Annotated in this window: 16 protein-coding genes; 8 read left to right on the forward strand and 8 right to left on the reverse strand. The window is 32.8% G+C overall.

All coding sequences use genetic code 11. The features are described 5' to 3' along the window. The first annotated feature begins 243 nt into the window (after positions 1–243). Entirely contained in the window at positions 244–912 is a 669-nt protein-coding gene (locus tag KW502_RS07460; RefSeq protein ID WP_219039922.1) for a site-2 protease family protein, read from the forward strand. A 39-nt stretch (positions 913–951) separates the two neighbouring features. On the opposite strand, the gene KW502_RS07465 is transcribed toward KW502_RS07460, so the two are convergent. The 3 genes from KW502_RS07465 to KW502_RS07475 form a co-directional block, all read right to left on the reverse strand. Further along, a complete protein-coding gene (locus tag KW502_RS07465; RefSeq protein WP_255554168.1) occupies positions 952–2,310 on the reverse strand; it encodes an MATE family efflux transporter in 1,359 nt (452 codons plus the stop codon). Next, positions 2,300–2,812, reverse strand: coding sequence for an acyl-CoA thioesterase (locus tag KW502_RS07470; RefSeq protein WP_219039923.1), 513 nt, complete (start codon positions 2,810–2,812; stop codon positions 2,300–2,302). The genes KW502_RS07465 and KW502_RS07470 overlap by 11 nt, the downstream gene beginning before the upstream one ends. Before the next feature lie 93 nt (positions 2,813–2,905). Next, the gene (locus KW502_RS07475) at positions 2,906–3,856 is read right to left on the reverse strand and encodes an HU domain-containing protein (protein WP_219039924.1); all 951 of its coding nucleotides are present in this window, start codon (positions 3,854–3,856) and stop codon (positions 2,906–2,908) included. Positions 3,857–3,954: 98 nt separating this feature from the next. On the opposite strand from KW502_RS07475, the gene dprA reads away from it, so the two are divergent. Further along, positions 3,955–5,052 (forward strand): DNA-processing protein DprA, encoded by a 1,098-nt coding sequence (dprA, locus tag KW502_RS07480; protein WP_219039925.1) that lies wholly within the window; start codon positions 3,955–3,957, stop codon positions 5,050–5,052. 54 nt (positions 5,053–5,106) lie between these two features. Here dprA and trpS read toward each other — a convergent pair whose 3' ends face one another. Beyond that, the gene (trpS, locus tag KW502_RS07485) at positions 5,107–6,075 is read right to left on the reverse strand and encodes a tryptophan--tRNA ligase (RefSeq protein ID WP_219039926.1); all 969 of its coding nucleotides are present in this window, start codon (positions 6,073–6,075) and stop codon (positions 5,107–5,109) included. Between the two features lie 73 nt (positions 6,076–6,148). Between trpS and KW502_RS07490 the strand changes: the two genes are divergently transcribed. Continuing rightward, a complete protein-coding gene (locus tag KW502_RS07490; protein WP_219039927.1) occupies positions 6,149–6,886 on the forward strand; it encodes a lysophospholipid acyltransferase family protein in 738 nt (245 codons plus the stop codon). A 63-nt stretch (positions 6,887–6,949) separates the two neighbouring features. On the opposite strand, the gene KW502_RS07495 is transcribed toward KW502_RS07490, so the two are convergent. The 4 genes from KW502_RS07495 to recA all read right to left on the reverse strand — a co-directional run bounded on the left by KW502_RS07495 (position 6,950) and on the right by recA (position 10,653). Continuing rightward, a complete protein-coding gene (locus KW502_RS07495) occupies positions 6,950–8,533 on the reverse strand; it encodes a putative outer membrane beta-barrel protein (protein ID WP_219039928.1) in 1,584 nt (527 codons plus the stop codon). After that, entirely contained in the window at positions 8,530–9,075 is a 546-nt protein-coding gene (locus KW502_RS07500; protein ID WP_219039929.1) for an RNA polymerase sigma factor, read from the reverse strand. The genes KW502_RS07495 and KW502_RS07500 overlap by 4 nt, the downstream gene beginning before the upstream one ends. Before the next feature lie 11 nt (positions 9,076–9,086). Continuing rightward, positions 9,087–9,518, reverse strand: coding sequence for a hypothetical protein (locus KW502_RS07505; protein ID WP_219039930.1), 432 nt, complete (start codon positions 9,516–9,518; stop codon positions 9,087–9,089). 121 nt (positions 9,519–9,639) lie between these two features. Further along, the gene (gene recA / locus KW502_RS07510; RefSeq protein ID WP_219039931.1) at positions 9,640–10,653 is read right to left on the reverse strand and encodes a recombinase RecA; all 1,014 of its coding nucleotides are present in this window, start codon (positions 10,651–10,653) and stop codon (positions 9,640–9,642) included. Positions 10,654–11,013: 360 nt separating this feature from the next. Between recA and trhO the strand changes: the two genes are divergently transcribed. The 5 genes from trhO (at position 11,014) to KW502_RS07535 (ending at position 17,140) form a co-directional block, all read left to right on the forward strand. After that, positions 11,014–12,048, forward strand: a complete 1,035-nt coding sequence (gene trhO, locus KW502_RS07515) for an oxygen-dependent tRNA uridine(34) hydroxylase TrhO (RefSeq protein ID WP_219039932.1) — start codon at positions 11,014–11,016, stop codon at positions 12,046–12,048. Positions 12,049–12,333: 285 nt separating this feature from the next. Next, positions 12,334–13,512 (forward strand): PSP1 domain-containing protein, encoded by a 1,179-nt coding sequence (locus tag KW502_RS07520; protein ID WP_219039933.1) that lies wholly within the window; start codon positions 12,334–12,336, stop codon positions 13,510–13,512. After that, on the forward strand, positions 13,505–13,987 hold the full coding sequence (locus tag KW502_RS07525) for a gliding motility lipoprotein GldH (protein ID WP_219039934.1): 483 nt from the start codon (positions 13,505–13,507) through the stop codon (positions 13,985–13,987). The genes KW502_RS07520 and KW502_RS07525 overlap by 8 nt, the downstream gene beginning before the upstream one ends. Before the next feature lie 17 nt (positions 13,988–14,004). Further along, a complete protein-coding gene (locus KW502_RS07530) occupies positions 14,005–16,335 on the forward strand; it encodes a penicillin-binding protein 1A (RefSeq protein ID WP_219039935.1) in 2,331 nt (776 codons plus the stop codon). A gap of 109 nt (positions 16,336–16,444) precedes the next feature. Next, positions 16,445–17,140 (forward strand): CoA transferase subunit A, encoded by a 696-nt coding sequence (locus tag KW502_RS07535; RefSeq protein WP_219039936.1) that lies wholly within the window; start codon positions 16,445–16,447, stop codon positions 17,138–17,140. Positions 17,141–17,165: the final 25 nt, after the last annotated feature.

Genomic DNA, 17,165 nt, shown 5'->3' on the forward strand with positions numbered 1-17,165 from the left:
ATAAGTACACAGGTGTTAAACTGGTTTTAATTTATGAGGTTTAAAATGAAAAAACTTTAGTTTTATATTTAAGCTCGTTAGTATTTATAAAATGAATAAAATAAGGTGATCTTGAATTTTATATAATAACTGAAGATTAAATTTTGGAGCTATAAATCTTTGTTAACAAGAATACTAAATGAAGTTAATAATAGAAAAATTTTACTTTCTTCACTTAGTTTTGAAGTTTTAACCTAGTCGCTTATGATTGATTTTTTAGATATTCCAAAGCTCTTTTTGGCTTTCTTTATAATTCTGCCCTTGGTTTCTCTTTTCCATGAGTTTGGCCATGTGATCATTTCTAAATTGTTAGGAGCAAAAAATGTAAAAATTATTATTGGTTCTGGTAAAAAGCTGGTAACTACTAAATTTTTTGAAATTAGAAAGTACTATTTCTATTATGGTTTTTGCTATTTTGAAAACATAGATGATGAAAGCCGTTGGAGAAATTTATTTATCTATAGTGGTGGTTTATTAGGGAATATTATTTCTTCTTACTTAGCTATTTATTTAATAGCTAATGAATATTTAGAAGAAACTATATTTACGTATCAGTTTTTATATTTTTCATTGTATTATGTGTTTTTCTCATTACTCCCTATGAGTTACCCTGATGGAAATTACAGCGATGGAAAAATAATTTATTATTTGCTAAAAAAGAATCATCGTTTAATAAAACAAAAGCATTTTCAGCTTTGGTATGATGCTGAAGAAGACTGTTGGAAATTATCTAAAGAACGCCGAAAGAAAATAAAGAACTTCGAAAATTATGAAAAAGCTTTAAAAGAAGCAATACATCACCGTCCCAGTAAATTGGAGGTTTTTGAAGGAAACACCAGTCATTTTGAGATTTTCCCTAGAAACCCTATGTAATATTTTAGAGATCAATAAGAATACTAATTAAATTATTACTTATAAAGTTTCCTTTAAATATTTTCTTCTAAATTTAATAACCAGCGTAGAGCTTCTAATTAACATCCAAACAAAGAAACCTAGCCAAATTGCATAAAGTTTTAAACCGAAGTAATCTGCAAGTAGTAGTGTTGGTGTAAAACCTAAGAAGGTGGCGGCTAATAAGACATTCCGTAAGTATTTTGCTTCCCCTAAACCTTTAAAAATACCATCAAACATAAAAGCAATGGCATTTATGGGCTGCATTAATAAAACCACCCAAAATACAGAAGAAAACAAAGTAAGTACCGTAGTTTCTTTGTTAAATAGTAGCCCAATTTCGTCGTAAAACAGTCCGCAAATTCCCATTAAAATCAAGGCAATAAATACGGCATATTTGCAGATGTCTTTACTTAAATTCCATAAACTAACATAATCTTTAGATCCCAATAACCGACCACCAATTGCATTTCCTGCATTGGCATAACCGTCAATAAAAAATGAAAAGAATAGCCAAATATTCATCAAAATACTTTGTGCTGCGATATAATTTTTTCCGTAGTCTGTGGCATAAGCATTAGCTAAATAAATGGCGAAGTTTAATGCTGCTGTTCTTATAAAAAGGTTGGCCGCCATAACGATTAGCGGTTTCATCTGCGGATTAATATTAAAACTCAATTTTAAGTGAAAAGGCGTTTTTTTGAAAAAGAAATAAAAAGCCATTATTAACATCGTCGCTTGTGCTGCAAGACTAGCATATGCCGCACCTTTTAGATGAAGCGCAGGGATTAGTCCTTCAACACCATAGACCAATACGTAATCTAAACTAATATTCACGATAGCTCCGGCCAAACTACACTTCATTGCCCAAAGTGTATTTTGTAGACCTCTAAAAACTCCGAAGATAGCAAATGTGACAAGCGTTAGCGGATAGCCCAAAGCTCTAATCGTATAATAGTCTTCTGTATATTTTAAAATTAAACCATCAGCATTATAAGCGCTAAAAATGCTTTCAGCAAAATATGCGGTGATTGCATAAATGAGTAAACTCAGAAAAAGATTAAAAACAATTGCCTGTGGAATTAAAGTTTTTACCGCATGAATTCGCTTGGCTCCTAAATGCTGAGAAACAATTGCAGAAATAGCTGTTTTGGTTTGTGCTACAATCCAAATAATAGCAGAAAGAAATGAACCTACGATTCCTGCGGCGGCTAAAGATTCTATAGAATGTTCTTTTACATTACCAATTACGGCAATATCAGTAAGAGAAATTAGCGGTTCGGCAATGCCTGCAATAATCGCTGGGATTGCAATTTTATTAATTTCTCGAAAAGAAACTTTGGGAGTATTGGCTATAAGCAATGGCTTTTTAGTCTTCAAATATAGCTTTAAGTTCTGTAGCTTCGCTAGGCTTCATTTTTCCTGCTAGCACTAAACTTAATTGTTTTCTACGTAAAGCTGCATCAAAACGCTCTTTTTCAACTTCTGTTTCGGGCTCAATAGCAGGAACAGGCACAGGGTTACCAGCATCATCTACGGCAACAAAAGTATAAATAGCATCGTTTGCTTTAGAGCGCATACCGCTTTCTCGGTCTTCAATCCAAACATCAATCACAACTTCCATAGAACTTTTAAAAGCACGAGAAAGTTTAGCTTCTACCGTTACTACACTGCCTAAAGGAATCATTTTTTTAAAGGCCACATGATTTACAGAAGCCGTAACTACAATTCTGCGGCTATGTCTTCGGGCAGCAATACTAGCAGCACGATCCATACGAGCGAGTAATTCACCACCAAAAAGGTTGTTTAGTGGATTGGTTTCACTCGGTAAAACAAGGTCTGTTAAAATAGTGCGAGATTCGCTAGGATGTTTTGGCTGCATTTTTTTCTTGCAAAGGTAATCTTTTGATTTAAAACAAAAATTGATGCTTAAGAAAAGCACCAATTTTAAATGTTTTTATAATCGTAAAATCTATTAAAGGTCTTGTACCAATAACCAAGCCTCCTGATTTTCAGTTGTTTTAATATTTCTTAAAGCTTTTAGTGCATCAGTTCTTTTTTCGTAACTACTGTAAATTACTTGATGTAAGCCATATTTATTAGCCCCAATTTCACGAGCATGAAAACCTTTGTTTCTTAACTGATTTACTTTTTTGGCGGCATTTTCTTTTTCTCTAAACGCACCAGCAACAATATGATAGCTTCCATTTTCTCTAGTTACTTCAAAAGTAACCTCAGGCAACGGATTGCTAATTACAAAAGTAGCTTCTTGAATTTGTGATTCAATTTGCTTTTCAGCTTTTTGTTGCTCAGCAATATTATGAGCTTTAATGTCATTACTGTAATAATTAGCTCCTAAGAAACCAGACAAGCCTATAGCAATAGCTCCTACTGCCGCATAACGCCAAATTGGTGTTTTAGACGTTTGAGTTTTTTCTGAAGCTAAAACTTTTTCAGAAACAGTAGCAGTTTCTAAAGTTAAATTTTCTTCTGGAATAACTTCGTTTTCTCTTTCAATGGTATTAACTGTAAATGTTGAAAGTCCAAAAGATTCAGCTAAATAATTATTATGGTAAAAAGGCTGAAAGATTACTTTCTCTTCTTCTAAGGTAAAAGTACCTATTTCTTTTAAAACTACTTCTTTATGAGATTTAAGAGTAGCTTGTAAATTTTGAACAAAAAGCATCATTTTTTCACTTGCCTCACTATAAGAAATACCTTCTGTTTTAGCGATGTAGTTGGTTAAAATCCCATCATTTTCAGCTAGTTGCTTATTAAAAGAGATTACTTTTTTAGGAGGATAAAAAGCCTGTGTAGATTCATGAATTTGTGCAGATTTACGTTGTGCTAAAAAGGCACCAAACTCAGGTATGACTACACATTCGTAACGATATAATAATTCTTGTAAATATTGCTCTACTCTCATAAATTCAAAGTTAGTATATTTTCACATTTTATAAAATAGCGTGACTGAATTTTATTAACAAATCTTTTTAACTATTTTTAGTACTATATTTTATTAAAATGAGTGAATCAGAGTTAATTTATTTATTGGCTTTGCAACGTATTCCTTATGTAGGGGATATTACTGCAAAAAAATTAGTACATCATTTTGGCTCTGCTGAAGCCATTTTTAAAGCAAAAAAAGATCGTATTCTTGCTATTGATGGCGTTGGTCATAAAGTAGCTAAACTCTTAGATTTTTCTGCTTATGAACGAGAGGTTTTACAAGAAATAAATTTTATACAAGAAAATGGTATAAAGGTTACTTATTTTGAAGAGTCTACTTATCCTGAGCATTTAAAGCATTGTATAGATGCGCCCATACTACTTTTCGAAAAAGGAAATATCGACCTGCAGCACAAAAAAATTATAAGTATTGTGGGTACACGAAAAGCTACAAATCATGGTATTGCTTTTTGCGAACAGCTTATCTCAGAATTAGCACCTTTAAATCCGGTTATTGTTTCTGGTTTCGCCTACGGAATTGATATTTGTGCGCATAAAGCTGCATTAGCAAATAATTTACAAACTGTAGCATGCTTAGCACATGGGTTAAATCAAATTTATCCGAAGTCACATCAAAAATATAAAAATGAAGTGTTGAAAAATGGTGGATTTATTTCAGATTTTTGGAGTGATAAAACGTTTGATAGAAAAAATTTTTTAAAGCGAAACCGTGTTATTGCCGGAATAAGTGAAGCTACAATCGTGATTGAAAGCGCAGAAAAAGGAGGTTCTTTAGTAACTGCAGATATTGCGCATTCTTATAACCGAGAGGTTTTTGCCGTTCCTGGTAGAACCACCGATAGTTTTAGTAAAGGTTGTAATGAATTAATAAAAACTCAAAAAGCACAATTAATCACTTCTGCAGCAGATTTAGTTTATTATTTAGGTTGGGAAATTGAAGAAAATAAGCCTAAGCAAACCCAACTTTTTGTTGATCTTTCTGGGGAAGAAGAAAAAGTCTTAAATGAATTAAAAAAATTAGGTAAAACAGAATTAGATGTACTTGCCTTAGCTTGCCAAATGCCAACATTTGAAATCACCACCTATTTACTTAGTTTAGAATTAAACGGATTGGTGAGGCCATTGCCCGGTAAAATGTTTGAAGTGATTTAAGTATATAAAAAAGTGCAGCACGTTTTTTGAAGGTGCTGCACTTTTTTATATATTTTAATATCCTAACTTCGTTCTTACACGACCAAGAACTTCTTTTGCTACTTTTCTGGCTTTTTCAGCTCCTTTTTCTAAAGCGGCGTCTACTTCTTCTAAGTTATTCATATAATAATGGTAAGCTTCTCTTTCTTTGCTGTATTTTTCAACTAAAAGCTCATATAAAGCTTGTTTGGCGTGACCGTAGCCGTAATTCCCGCCTAAGTAGTTTTTACGCATCCCTGCGGTTTGTGTTTCGGTAGCGATAATTTTATAAAGGTTGAAAACATTACACGTGTCAGGATCTTTAGGTTCTTCAAGCGGTGTACTATCGGTTTGAATAGCCATTACTTGTTTTCTAAGTTTTTTATCAGGTAAAAATAAATTGATATAATTATCTGCGGATTTGCTCATTTTTTTACCATCAATTCCTGGTATGTATTTGCTCTCTTCTTGAATTTTAGCTTCTGGTAAAACAAAAGTTTCTCCCATTTGTGCGTGAAACCTTGTCGCAACATCCCGTGTCATTTCTATATGTTGGAGCTGATCTTTCCCTACAGGAATATATTCGGCATCGTATAAAAGTATATCTGCAGCCATTAACATGGGGTAGGTAAACAAACCTGAGTTTACATCGGCTAAACGATCTGCTTTATCTTTAAATGAATGGGCTAAGGTTAAACGCTGATACGGAAAAAAACAACTTAAATACCAAGAAAGCTCTGTAGTTTCTGGAATGTCACTTTGTCTGTAAAAAACCGTTTTTTCAATATCTAATCCAAAAGCAAGCCAGGCTGCCGCCACAGAATAGGTGTTTTCTCGTAAAGTGGGAGCATCTTTTATTTGTGTAAGTGTATGCAAATTTGCAATAAATAAAAAAGAATCGTTGTTGCTATCGTTTGCCATTTCGATGGCAGGAATAATTGCTCCTAGTAAATTTCCTAAATGAGGAGTTCCTGTACTTTGTACTCCGGTTAGTATTCTAGACATTGTAAATATTTTTTTTGTAAAGGTAAATGTTTTATCATTTTCAATGCATACATTTTAGTACTTTTGAAAATCTATGAACATTTTTAGAAAAATTCTAATCGTCTTGTGGCGTATTTGGTTTTACGTACTGCTTACGGTGCCCATTCTAGTTATGTTTCCTTTTTTATTGTTATTTACGGCAAAAGAAAAGTACTATCCGCAATTTTTCTTTTTAGCTAAAATTTGGGCAAATATTATTTTGTACGGCATGGGTTTTTATCCTATCGTTAAAAAACTTCAATCTCCAGAAAAAGGCAAGAGTTATATGTTTGTAGCCAATCATACTTCGATGACTGATATTATGTTGATGTTGAGTATTGTAAAAAATCCGTTTGTGTTTGTAGGAAAGAAAGAGTTGGTTAAAATTCCTCTTTTTGGTTTTTTCTATAAACGCACTTGTATTTTGGTAGATCGTAGAAACGTAAAAAGTAGAAATGAAGTTTTTCAGCAAGCCCAGCGAAGATTAAATCAGGGTATTAGTATTTGTATTTTTCCAGAAGGAGGCGTTCCTGATGATGAATCTATTTTACTAGATACTTTTAAAGATGGCGCTTTTAGGTTGGCTATAGATCACCAAATACCCATTGTTCCTTTGGTGTTTTACGATAATAAAAAACGTTTTTCATATACGTTTATGAGTGGATCTTTGGGAAGAATGAGAGCTAAAATTTTACTTTTTTTTTCAACTGAAAACTTAGAACAAAAAGATAAAAGAGATTTACGGGAACAAGTAAGAGAAAAGATTTATAAAGAATTAATTAGTAACAATTAAAAAAGAAAAGGAGCCAAAACCACTTGACTCCCTTTGTTTATCATTGCTTAAAAACGAACTTAATTAAAATTTAAAACTGAATCCGGTATAAACCCCAAAATAGTAGGGTTTAAAATCGTTAATAGTGTTATTATAGGTATTGAGCTGATATTTAAAAGTAGGCTCTAAATTAACTTCAAATTTTTCACTTAAATTATAGCCAAAGCCTAAACCTAAGTTAGTTGTAAAACTAACCTTGTTTAAATTATTTGCTTCTCCTAAAGATAATTGACCGTTATTAGAGTTGATAGAAATACTATTATCGTTTAAGAGTAATGTACTTGCCCCGCCAATTAAATTTATTCCAAAACGTTTATTTAATAATGCATACTCAACTTCTACAGGAATTTCTAAATAACCCAGTTGTTGATTAATCACCCCTTTTGTATCAGGAGCTATGGGTGCGCTGCTAAATTCTTGTGTATCTACAGAAGTTGCTGGTTTAGATTGGTTTTTAATACTTAAAACCTCAATGCTACTATAATTAGGGCTTGAAGTTATTCCTTCTAATCGTGTAGCGTTTACATTGGTAGAATAAGCTATATCATTAATATTGTAACTCATGTTTACTTTACTAATTCCAGATCTTACTTTTATTTTTTCTGAAATAGCATAAGCAAAATTAATTCCATAAGCCATGGTCACCTCACCCTTAGTATTATTGCCAGCTAAAGTTTTATCTAAATTATTGCTGCCATTTAGACTGCCGTAGTAAATAGGAGAAATGTTAGCTTTTATAAGCCACTTAGATAATTGTTGTACGTTATCTTTTTCTTTCTCATTATCACCTTCTTTGTTTAATTCTTTGGCAACTTCGACTAAATTCTTTGTTTTATCGGCGCTATTTTCTTCTACAATTGATGTATTTTCATTAATAGGTTTTTCATGAATAATGATTCTTTCTTTATTAAGTGGATTAGTGTTTTCTATAAATTTATTCTCCTTATTATGTTCATCTAAATTGTGGGTTAAGTTGCTTTTAAGCGATTGCTCTTCAGAGCTTAAATTTTCTTGATGAACTAAAGTTTTTGTTGAATTATTTTGACCGCTATTGAAGTCAGCATGGTTCTTTTCCTCTTCAGAATTAGCGGAAGAATTAATTTTTTGGGTTGAGGTCGAAGAAAGCTTCTGATTTTTAACAGAGTAATTATTTTCAATAGAAGAAGTATTATTTAAAACAAGATTTGAATTGATGTTTACCTTAGAATCATTAGTATGATTTTTTGAATTTTTACGATCAAGTTTTGTAACGGTATCACTAGAATTATCTATAGAAATAACGGTTAATGTTTCTGTAGATGTCTGATGAATAGTTTTTTCTTTGTTAAAAGTTTTATCTTTTTCATCTGTTTTGGGTTCAGTAATTTTTTTGGAATCTGTATGCACAACTTTTTGTTGTGGAGTATTTATCAAGAAATTTCCAATAAAAAGTCCTGCAATTAAAATTGCTGCAACACCCGTAAGTTTATACCATAGTGGTATTATTTTTCTCTTTTTTTTATGTTGCAATTTGTTAGCTATATTTTCCCAAACATGATCTTTGGGAGTCGCTTCAAATTCTTTAAAACTCTCTTGAAATAGTCTATCTATATCTTTTTTTTCTTTCATGGTGCCGAGCTTGCGCTATTATGGGTTGATTGCTCTTCAACTTTTATTTTCAAAATCTGCCTAGCTCGTGCCAGATTAGATTTTGAAGTTCCTACAGAAATATTCATCATGGCAGCAATTTCTTTATGAGAAAAACCATCTAATACATAGAGATTAAAAACCATTCTATAGCGATCTGGTAATTCTTGTATAATTTTGAGCAGAAACGTTAAAGAAATTTGCTCTTCGTCTATTTCTATTTCGGGTTGTTTTAAAGATTCTTCATCTATAATCTGAAATACATCTTGTTTTCGATAGCGTTGCAATGCTGTATTTACCACAATACGTTTCATCCAACCTTCAAAAGAACCTTTATTTTTATATTGAAAAATTTTATTGAAAATGGTTAAAAAAGCATCCTGTAAGTTGTCTTCAGCTTCTTGATAATTTCGGGAATACTTCAGGCTTACCGCAAAGAGCTTATTCGCATATAACTTGTATAGCTGCTCTTGCGATTTTAAATCTTGCTTTTTGCATTTTGCTATGAGTTGTTCAATACTCAATATATAATTTGTTATTCTACCTTTACAGGTACTTCTTTTGTTAAATATATATTTTCTCCTTCTTCATCTACTCCTTGCCAAAACTTAAATATGTAGTAATCTCTTCTGATCACTTCAAAAGAAAGTTTCTTAGTAATTAATTCATTTTCTAGCTCTTGGCAGTTGGTGTTATTATCATAATAAACTCTATTTACAACCCAAATAATTCTCTCATTTTCATTCTTTTCGTTGCTAAAACCATCGAAAAAATGACAATCAGTTGGACGTTTATAGGTAATTTCGAAATCATGAATTTCTCTGAAATTCAATGTATCTGGTAGATTAACGCTATCTATTGATACTAATTCTTGTGCTGTATATAAATTACTATTATCATCCATACTACAGCTTGCTGCAGTTAATATTAAAAATACATATAATATTACTTTATTGACCTTCTTCATATTCTTTTAATGATAAACTTGTTTCTTAATTAAGAGATGCAAAGTATAGTGAAGGGTTGCGTTGTAAACAAAAAAATCCTGCTGAAAGCAGGATTTTAAATTTTATAAATAATAAACTTTTTTAAGATTTAGCAATCTTTATAGCTTCTGTAATTTTAATTTCAAGCTCTTCCATTAATTCTGGGTTGTCTTTAAGTAATGTTTTTACAGCATCACGACCCTGACCTAATTTAGTGTCTTCGTAACTAAACCAAGAACCGCTTTTCTTTACGATTTCATAGTCTACACCTATATCTATAATTTCTCCTACTTTAGAAACTCCTTCGCCGTACATAATATCAAATTCGGCAGTTTTAAATGGAGGGGCAACTTTATTTTTAACCACTTTAACACGGGTTTTGTTACCCATTACATCACTATTACTATTCTTAATTTGAGTAGATCTTCTAATATCTAATCGTACAGAAGCGTAAAATTTAAGTGCATTACCACCAGTAGTGGTTTCTGGGTTACCAAACATTACTCCAATTTTTTCACGTAACTGGTTAATGAAGATTACTGTACAATTGGTTTTGCTAATAGAGGCCGTAAGTTTTCTTAAAGCCTGAGACATTAAACGAGCATGGAGTCCCATTTTAGAGTCTCCCATTTCACCTTCAATCTCACTTTTTGGTGTTAAGGCCGCTACAGAATCTATTACAATAATATCTATTGCACCAGATCTAATTAAGTTGTCTGCAATTTCTAAAGCTTGCTCACCGTGATCTGGTTGAGAAATAATTAAATTCTCTATATCTATACCAAGTTTTTCTGCATAAGAACGGTCAAAAGCATGTTCTGCATCTATAAAAGCAGCAATACCTCCAGCTTTTTGAGCTTCAGCAATTGCGTGTAAAGTCAAAGTGGTTTTACCAGAAGATTCTGGACCGTAAATTTCAATCACTCTACCTCTAGGGTAACCACCTACACCAAGAGCCAAATCTAACCCTAAAGATCCAGATGGAATTGCATCTACATCTTGTACCGCTTGGTCACTCATTTTCATGACTGTACCTTTTCCGTAGGTTTTATCTAATTTATCTAGCGTTAACTTTAACGCCTTTAATTTTGCTTCTTTTTCGTTTTCTTTACTCATATTCTTGATTAAAAGGCTTTCATTTTTTTGAAGAACTGCTAAAGTACTATAAGTTTTTGTGATTTCAATTGGTCACGCAACCTTTTTTATTTTTTACATCTATTAAAAAAAGAAGAGAATATTCTATGAGATTTCTCAAAAAAAGATTTATTATGAATTTCATTAGCTGCGCATTTACAGTGTGTTACATCTGTAATTGCAAGGTTGATGGTGGCTAGCGTTGTAGGGTTATTAAAATCTAAATTTAATAAAATTAACAACGAATTAGCCATTCAAAAAAATGCTCGAAAGAATAATATTTCGGGCATTTTTTATAGATAAAATTTTACCTTTGCAGTTTAACTTAATAATTAGTATAGCATGCAACTGTACAATAAGCTAAGTGCAAAAGAAAGAGAAGCTTTATTAGAAGAAGCAGGTGAAGATAGACTCACCATCTCTTTCTACCAATATGCCAAAATCGGTAATCCAGAACTTTTTAGAAACCATTTATTTGTCGCTTGGGATAAATTAGAGGTCTTAGGTAGAATTTATGTAGCCAATGAAGGTATTAATGCCCAACTTTCTGTTCCGGCAAAAAAATTTAATGCTTTTAAAGAATTTTTAGACGGAATTTATTTTCTAAAAGACATTCGTTTAAATATTGCCATCGAGCAAGATTTAAAATCGTTTTTGAAACTGAAAGTGAAAGTAAGGTCTAAAATATTAGCCGACGGTCTTAATGATAACACCTTTGATGTAACCAAAAAAGGAGAGCACGTAAATGCAGAAAAGTTTAATGACCTAATTAGCGATCCTAATACCATTTTGGTAGATATGCGTAACCATTATGAAAGTGAAATTGGTCATTTTCAGGGTGCGATGACTCCAGACGTAGATACGTTTAGAGATTCTTTAGATCTTATAGAAGAAGACATTAAAGAACATAAAGAAGATAAAAACCTTGTGATGTATTGTACTGGCGGAATACGTTGTGAAAAAGCGAGTGCTTACTATAAACATAAAGGGTTTAAAAATGTTTTTCAGCTTGAAGGAGGTATTATTGAGTACACGAGACAAGTAAGAGAAAATGAATTAGAAAATAAATTTATTGGAAAGAATTTTGTATTCGATCACCGTCGTGCCGAAAAAATTTCAGAAGATGTCATTGCTCAATGTCATCAATGTGGTAAGCCTTGTGATACACATGTAAATTGTGCAAATGAGGCATGTCACTTATTGTTTATTCAGTGTGAAGAATGTGCCGAAAAAATGGATAGTTGTTGTTCAGATGAATGTAAAGAAGTGAATGCTTTACCTTACGAAGAACAAAAAGCCTTAAGAAGAGGTAAGAAAAATAGTAATAAAATTTTTAAAAAAGGAAGGTCTGAAGTTTTAAAATTTAAAAGTTCATAAAAATCAAACTCTTTATTTTGTAGAGTAACTTGAAAAAAGTTACTCTATTTTTTTATGTGATCTTTTCTAACTATAAAATTTTTCAAGTTAATTTAGAAAAATAAGATACTCAAAATCAATTTATACATTTATAATTTAAATAGCTAAGAAGTATCAATAATTTTTCTCTATACATCATTTTTCTGTCTCCTCACAATAAATTGGTATATTTACCCTTTAAATATAAATAGTAATTTATCAATACAGAAGTAAAAAAGCTTCTAGTATTTCAATATATATAATTTTATGGCGTGTGGAAGTTGCTCGACCGGGAAAGACGGTCAGCCAAAAGGATGTAAGAGTAATGGTAATTGTGGCACTGATAGCTGCAACAAATTAAGTGTTTTTGATTGGTTATCAAATATGTCGTTACCTGGCGGGGTGGAGCCTTATGGCTGTGTAGAGGTAAGGTTTAAAAATGGCAGAAAACATTTTTTTAAGAATGCTGAAGACTTAACACTAAGCATGGGTGATGTGGTAGCCACAGAAGCTTCCCCAGGTCATGATGTAGGGGTGGTTACGTTAACCGGTGAACTTGTAAAAGTTCAAATGAAGAAAAAAAAGGTAAAAAAAGATAGTGAAGAAGTAAAGAAAATTTACAGAAAAGCCAGTCAAAAAGACATTGATGTTTGGCAATCTTGTCGAGAACGAGAAGAGCCTATGAAGGTTGCTGCCCGTCAAATTGCGATAAAGCTTAATTTAAAAATGAAAATTAGTGATATCGAATTTCAGGGAGATGGATCTAAAGCTACTTTTTATTATACAGCGGAAGATCGCGTAGATTTTAGACAATTAATCAAAGAATTTGCTAGAGAGTTTAAAACAAGAATAGAAATGCGCCAAATTGGTTTCCGTCAAGAAGCCGCAAGATTGGGTGGCATTGGTTCTTGTGGTCGAGAATTGTGTTGTTCTACTTGGCTAACAGATTTTAGATCGGTGACCACTTCTGCGGCTAGATATCAGCAATTATCTCTAAACCCTCAAAAGCTTGCTGGGCAATGTGGTAAACTTAAATGCTGTTTAAACTATGAATTAGACGCATATTTAGATGCACTAAAAGAATTTCCTAGACAAGATATAAAGCTTCAAACTCAAAAAGGCACCGCGGTTTGTCAGAAAATAGATATTTTTAAAGGTAGTCTTTGGTATGCCTATGAAGGAGAATGGATGAATTGGCATGAACTTACCACTGCACAAGTGCACCAAATAATTCAAGCAGCAAAAGCGAAAAAACCAGTGGCAAGCTTAGAAGAATTTTCTGTAGAATTACAAAAAACAGAAAGTACAGACTTTGGTGATGTAGTAGGGCAAGATAGCCTTACTAGATTTGATCAACCTAAGAAAGCTCAGCAAGCAAATAAAAAGAGAAAACGAAAAAAAAGAAATAACAAACCAAGAGGTAAAAAGCCTAATAATAATGCATAAGACTCTGGTATATTCTTTGCTATTCATTTTTTGTTTAGCGTCTTGCGATTCTAAAAGAGAGTATGACCAATACAAATCACTACCAGAAAAAGGGTGGCGCAAAGATGATATAGTAAGTTTTAATGTGAAAGATATTGATACTATTAATACTTATAACTTATTTATAAATTTAAGAAATAACAGTAAGTACAATTACAATAATATTTTTCTAATTACAGAAATGAATTTCCCTAACGGAAAAGTGATTTCAGATACTTTAGAATATGAAATGGCTTATCCCAATGGAGATTGGATGGGACTTGGTTTTGGAGAAATAAAAGAAAGTAAACTTTGGTATAAATCTGGAGTTCAGTTTCCAGAAAAAGGCACCTATCAGTTTACCATTAGGCAAGCCATGAGAAAAAACGGAAAAGTAGACGGTATTTCAAATTTAGAAGGAATAACCGATGTTGGTTTTAGAATTGAAAGACCATAATTTTAATTAAAAATAGCGTGACAAAAAAGAAAGCAGCAAAGCAACCCAAGAAAACTTCATACACAAAATATATTCTTTGGTTTTGGGGATTATTCCTAGGAGGAATTTCAATTCTTATTTTATTATTTTTACTAGCAGGATGGGGCGTTTTTGGAAAAATGCCAGCGATAGACCAGTTAGAAAATCCAGAAACAAATTTAGCCACTGAGGTATTTTCTTCCGACGGAAAAACATTGGGTAAGTACTACAATGAAAATAGAACACCTATTAAATATGAAGACTTACCAGACAATCTTATCAATGCATTAGTAGCAACAGAAGATGTTAGGTATTACGATCATTCAGGTATTGATGCCTTCGGAACTCTTAGAGCGGTAGCTTATTTAGGATCGAGAGGGGGGGCAAGTACTTTATCTCAACAGCTAGCCAAACAATTGTTTCATGGTGAAGGTTCTCAAAATATTATAGCGAGAATAAGCCAGAAAATGAAAGAATGGATTATTGCGGTAAGGCTAGAAAGAAGTTATACAAAAGAAGAGATTCTAGCGATGTATTTTAATGTCTATGATTTTAATAATAATGCAGTAGGTGTAAGATCTGCTTCTAGAATTTACTTTGGTAAAGAGCCAGAAAAATTAAAAATTGAGGAAGCGGCAGTTTTAGCAGGAATGTTTAAAAACTCATCTTTATACAATCCTAGAAGAAACCCAAAAGGGGTAACTAATAGAAGAAATGTAGTCTTATTGCAAATGGCTAAGGCTAATTATATTTCGCAACAAGAAAAAGATTCTTTACAACAATTACCATTAAAAATAGATTACCACCCAGAAAGTCACCAGTCTGGTTTGGCTACTTATTTTAGAATGTACCTTAGAGACTTTTTAAAAGATTGGGCTAAAGAGGACCCAGCCCCAGACGGTGATACTTACAATATTTATCAAGACGGTTTAAAAGTGTACACCAGTATAGATTCTCGTATGCAAAAATATGCAGAATCAGCGGTAGAGCGACATATGAAAAACCTACAGGCAAAGTTTGATGAAAAAAATAAGAATAATGACGGGATGCCATTTCGAGATATCGGAAAAGAAGATATCGATAAGATTATTAAACGAGCTATGAAAAATAGCGATCGTTGGCATCAAATGAAGGCGAAGCACATAGATGAAGATAAAATAATTGCCTCGTTTAATAAGAAAACAGATATGAGAATTTTCTCTTGGAAAAGTGAAAATGATATAGACACCTTAATGACGCCAAGAGATTCTATTCTATATTATAAGTCTTTCCTTAATGCAGGAATGATGTCTATGACACCACAAACCGGAGAAGTAAAAGCTTGGGTGGGGGGTATAAACTTTAAACATTTTAAATACGAGCACGTAAAACAAGCAAGAAGACAAATAGGCTCCACCTTTAAGCCATTTTTATATGCTACTGCTATCGATCAATTGCATCTATCTCCTTGTTACCAATTGCCTAATACTGTTCATACTATTCCTGCAGGAAAACACGGTGTAACTAAAGATTGGTCTCCTAAAAACTCTAATAATAAATACGGTGGTATGGTTACCCTTAAGAGTGCATTAGCTAACTCTTTAAATACGATTAGCGCACGTTTAATGGATAAAGTAGGGCCAGAGCCTGTAATCGATTTATTAGCCAAATTAGGAGTAGATACAGAGAATATACCTCCAGTAGCAGCCATCGCCTTAGGATCTGTAGATTTAAGTGTTTTTGAAATGGTTTCTGCCTATAGCACTTTTGCCAATAAAGGTGTTTATGTAAAGCCTGTAATTGTTACTCGTATTGAAGATAAAAATGGAACTATCCTTTACCAGCACGTTCCAGAAAGTCGTGATGTAATGAGCGAAGAGGCTGCATACGTAACCTTAAACTTAATGGAAGGAGTAACACAAGGCGGTTCAGGTACTAGATTAAGAACCACTTGGTCCCCAGCTTATTATAAAGATGTAGTTACAGGGCATCCTTATGAATTTAAAAATGCAATTGCTGGTAAAACAGGTACCACACAAAATCAAAGTGACGGTTGGTTTATGGGTATTGTCCCTAACTTAGTTACCGGAGTTTGGGTAGGGGCAGAAGATCGCTCGGTTCATTTTCCAGGTATTCGTTATGGGCAAGGAGCTACGATGGCATTACCCATTTGGGGCTTATACATGAAAGATGTTTATGCCGACAAAGATTTAGATATTTCTAAAGGTGAATTTGAACGTCCTGAAAACTTATCAATCAACGTAGATTGTAATGGTACTGATGAAGAAAGTGAAAATCAAACTGAAGAAGAAAAAGAAGAAGAAGAACTCAGCAATAATTTAGATTTCTAAATTAAAGTTATACTTCCGTTAAAAGAACCCATTATTAAATTATTGATAATGGGTTCTTTTATTGTAGTAATCTTGTAAATTTCCTATTTTTAAACAAAATATTTATCGAATGATTAATAAAACGGTTAATACAATTCAAGAAGCCTTAAAAGGAGTTGAAGATGGAATGACGTTTATGCTAGGTGGTTTCGGACTATGCGGAATCCCAGAAAACGCTATCAAAGCTTTGGTTCAAAAAAACATAAGAAACATTACCTGTATTTCTAATAATGCTGGTGTAGATGATTTTGGACTCGGACTTTTACTTCAGAAAAAACAAATCAAAAAAATGATCTCTTCTTATGTAGGCGAAAATGCAGAGTTTGAGCGTCAAATGCTAAGCGAAGAATTAGAAGTAGAGCTTACTCCGCAAGGTACATTAGCCGCTAAATGCCAAGCAGCACAACAGGGCTTTCCCGCAATTTACACCCCTGCAGGTTACGGTACCGAAGTCGCTATGGGCAAAGAAACCCGCGAGTTTGATGGTAAAATGTATGTGTTAGAAGAAGCTTATAAAGCAGATTTCGCATTCATCAAAGCTTGGAAAGGTGACGAAGCCGGAAATTTAATTTTTAAAGGTACCGCCAGAAACTTCAATCCTTGTATGTGTGGAGCCGCAAAAATTACCGTTGTAGAGGTAGAAGAACTTGTGCCTGCAGGAGCGCTAGATCCTAACCAAATTCATGTTCCTGGAATTTTTGTACAGCGAATTTTTCAAGGAAAATCTTACGAGAAAAGAATAGAACAACGAACAGTGAAGAGCTAAGTAGTTAATTTGATATTTAGCTAAT

The sequence above is a fragment of the Mesonia aestuariivivens genome, assembly GCF_019311235.1.
GTDB lineage: Bacteria > Bacteroidota > Bacteroidia > Flavobacteriales > Flavobacteriaceae > Mesonia > Mesonia aestuariivivens.

What these genes read in the sequence shown, in the direction of transcription:
- KW502_RS07505 (WP_219039930.1), bottom strand. Translation starts at nt 9,518, where the DNA reads ATGAAGAAGGTCAATAAAGTAATATTATATGTATTTTTAATATTAACT.
- KW502_RS07525 (WP_219039934.1), top strand. Translation starts at nt 13,505, where the DNA reads ATGCATAAGACTCTGGTATATTCTTTGCTATTCATTTTTTGTTTAGCG.
- trpS (WP_219039926.1), bottom strand. Translation starts at nt 6,075, where the DNA reads ATGTCTAGAATACTAACCGGAGTACAAAGTACAGGAACTCCTCATTTA.
- KW502_RS07520 (WP_219039933.1), top strand. Translation starts at nt 12,334, where the DNA reads ATGGCGTGTGGAAGTTGCTCGACCGGGAAAGACGGTCAGCCAAAAGGA.
- KW502_RS07460 (WP_219039922.1), top strand. Translation starts at nt 244, where the DNA reads ATGATTGATTTTTTAGATATTCCAAAGCTCTTTTTGGCTTTCTTTATA.
- KW502_RS07475 (WP_219039924.1), bottom strand. Translation starts at nt 3,856, where the DNA reads ATGAGAGTAGAGCAATATTTACAAGAATTATTATATCGTTACGAATGT.
- KW502_RS07495 (WP_219039928.1), bottom strand. Translation starts at nt 8,533, where the DNA reads ATGAAAGAAAAAAAAGATATAGATAGACTATTTCAAGAGAGTTTTAAA.
- trhO (WP_219039932.1), top strand. Translation starts at nt 11,014, where the DNA reads ATGCAACTGTACAATAAGCTAAGTGCAAAAGAAAGAGAAGCTTTATTA.
- KW502_RS07470 (WP_219039923.1), bottom strand. Translation starts at nt 2,812, where the DNA reads ATGCAGCCAAAACATCCTAGCGAATCTCGCACTATTTTAACAGACCTT.
- KW502_RS07535 (WP_219039936.1), top strand. Translation starts at nt 16,445, where the DNA reads ATGATTAATAAAACGGTTAATACAATTCAAGAAGCCTTAAAAGGAGTT.
- recA (WP_219039931.1), bottom strand. Translation starts at nt 10,653, where the DNA reads ATGAGTAAAGAAAACGAAAAAGAAGCAAAATTAAAGGCGTTAAAGTTA.
- dprA (WP_219039925.1), top strand. Translation starts at nt 3,955, where the DNA reads ATGAGTGAATCAGAGTTAATTTATTTATTGGCTTTGCAACGTATTCCT.
- KW502_RS07490 (WP_219039927.1), top strand. Translation starts at nt 6,149, where the DNA reads ATGAACATTTTTAGAAAAATTCTAATCGTCTTGTGGCGTATTTGGTTT.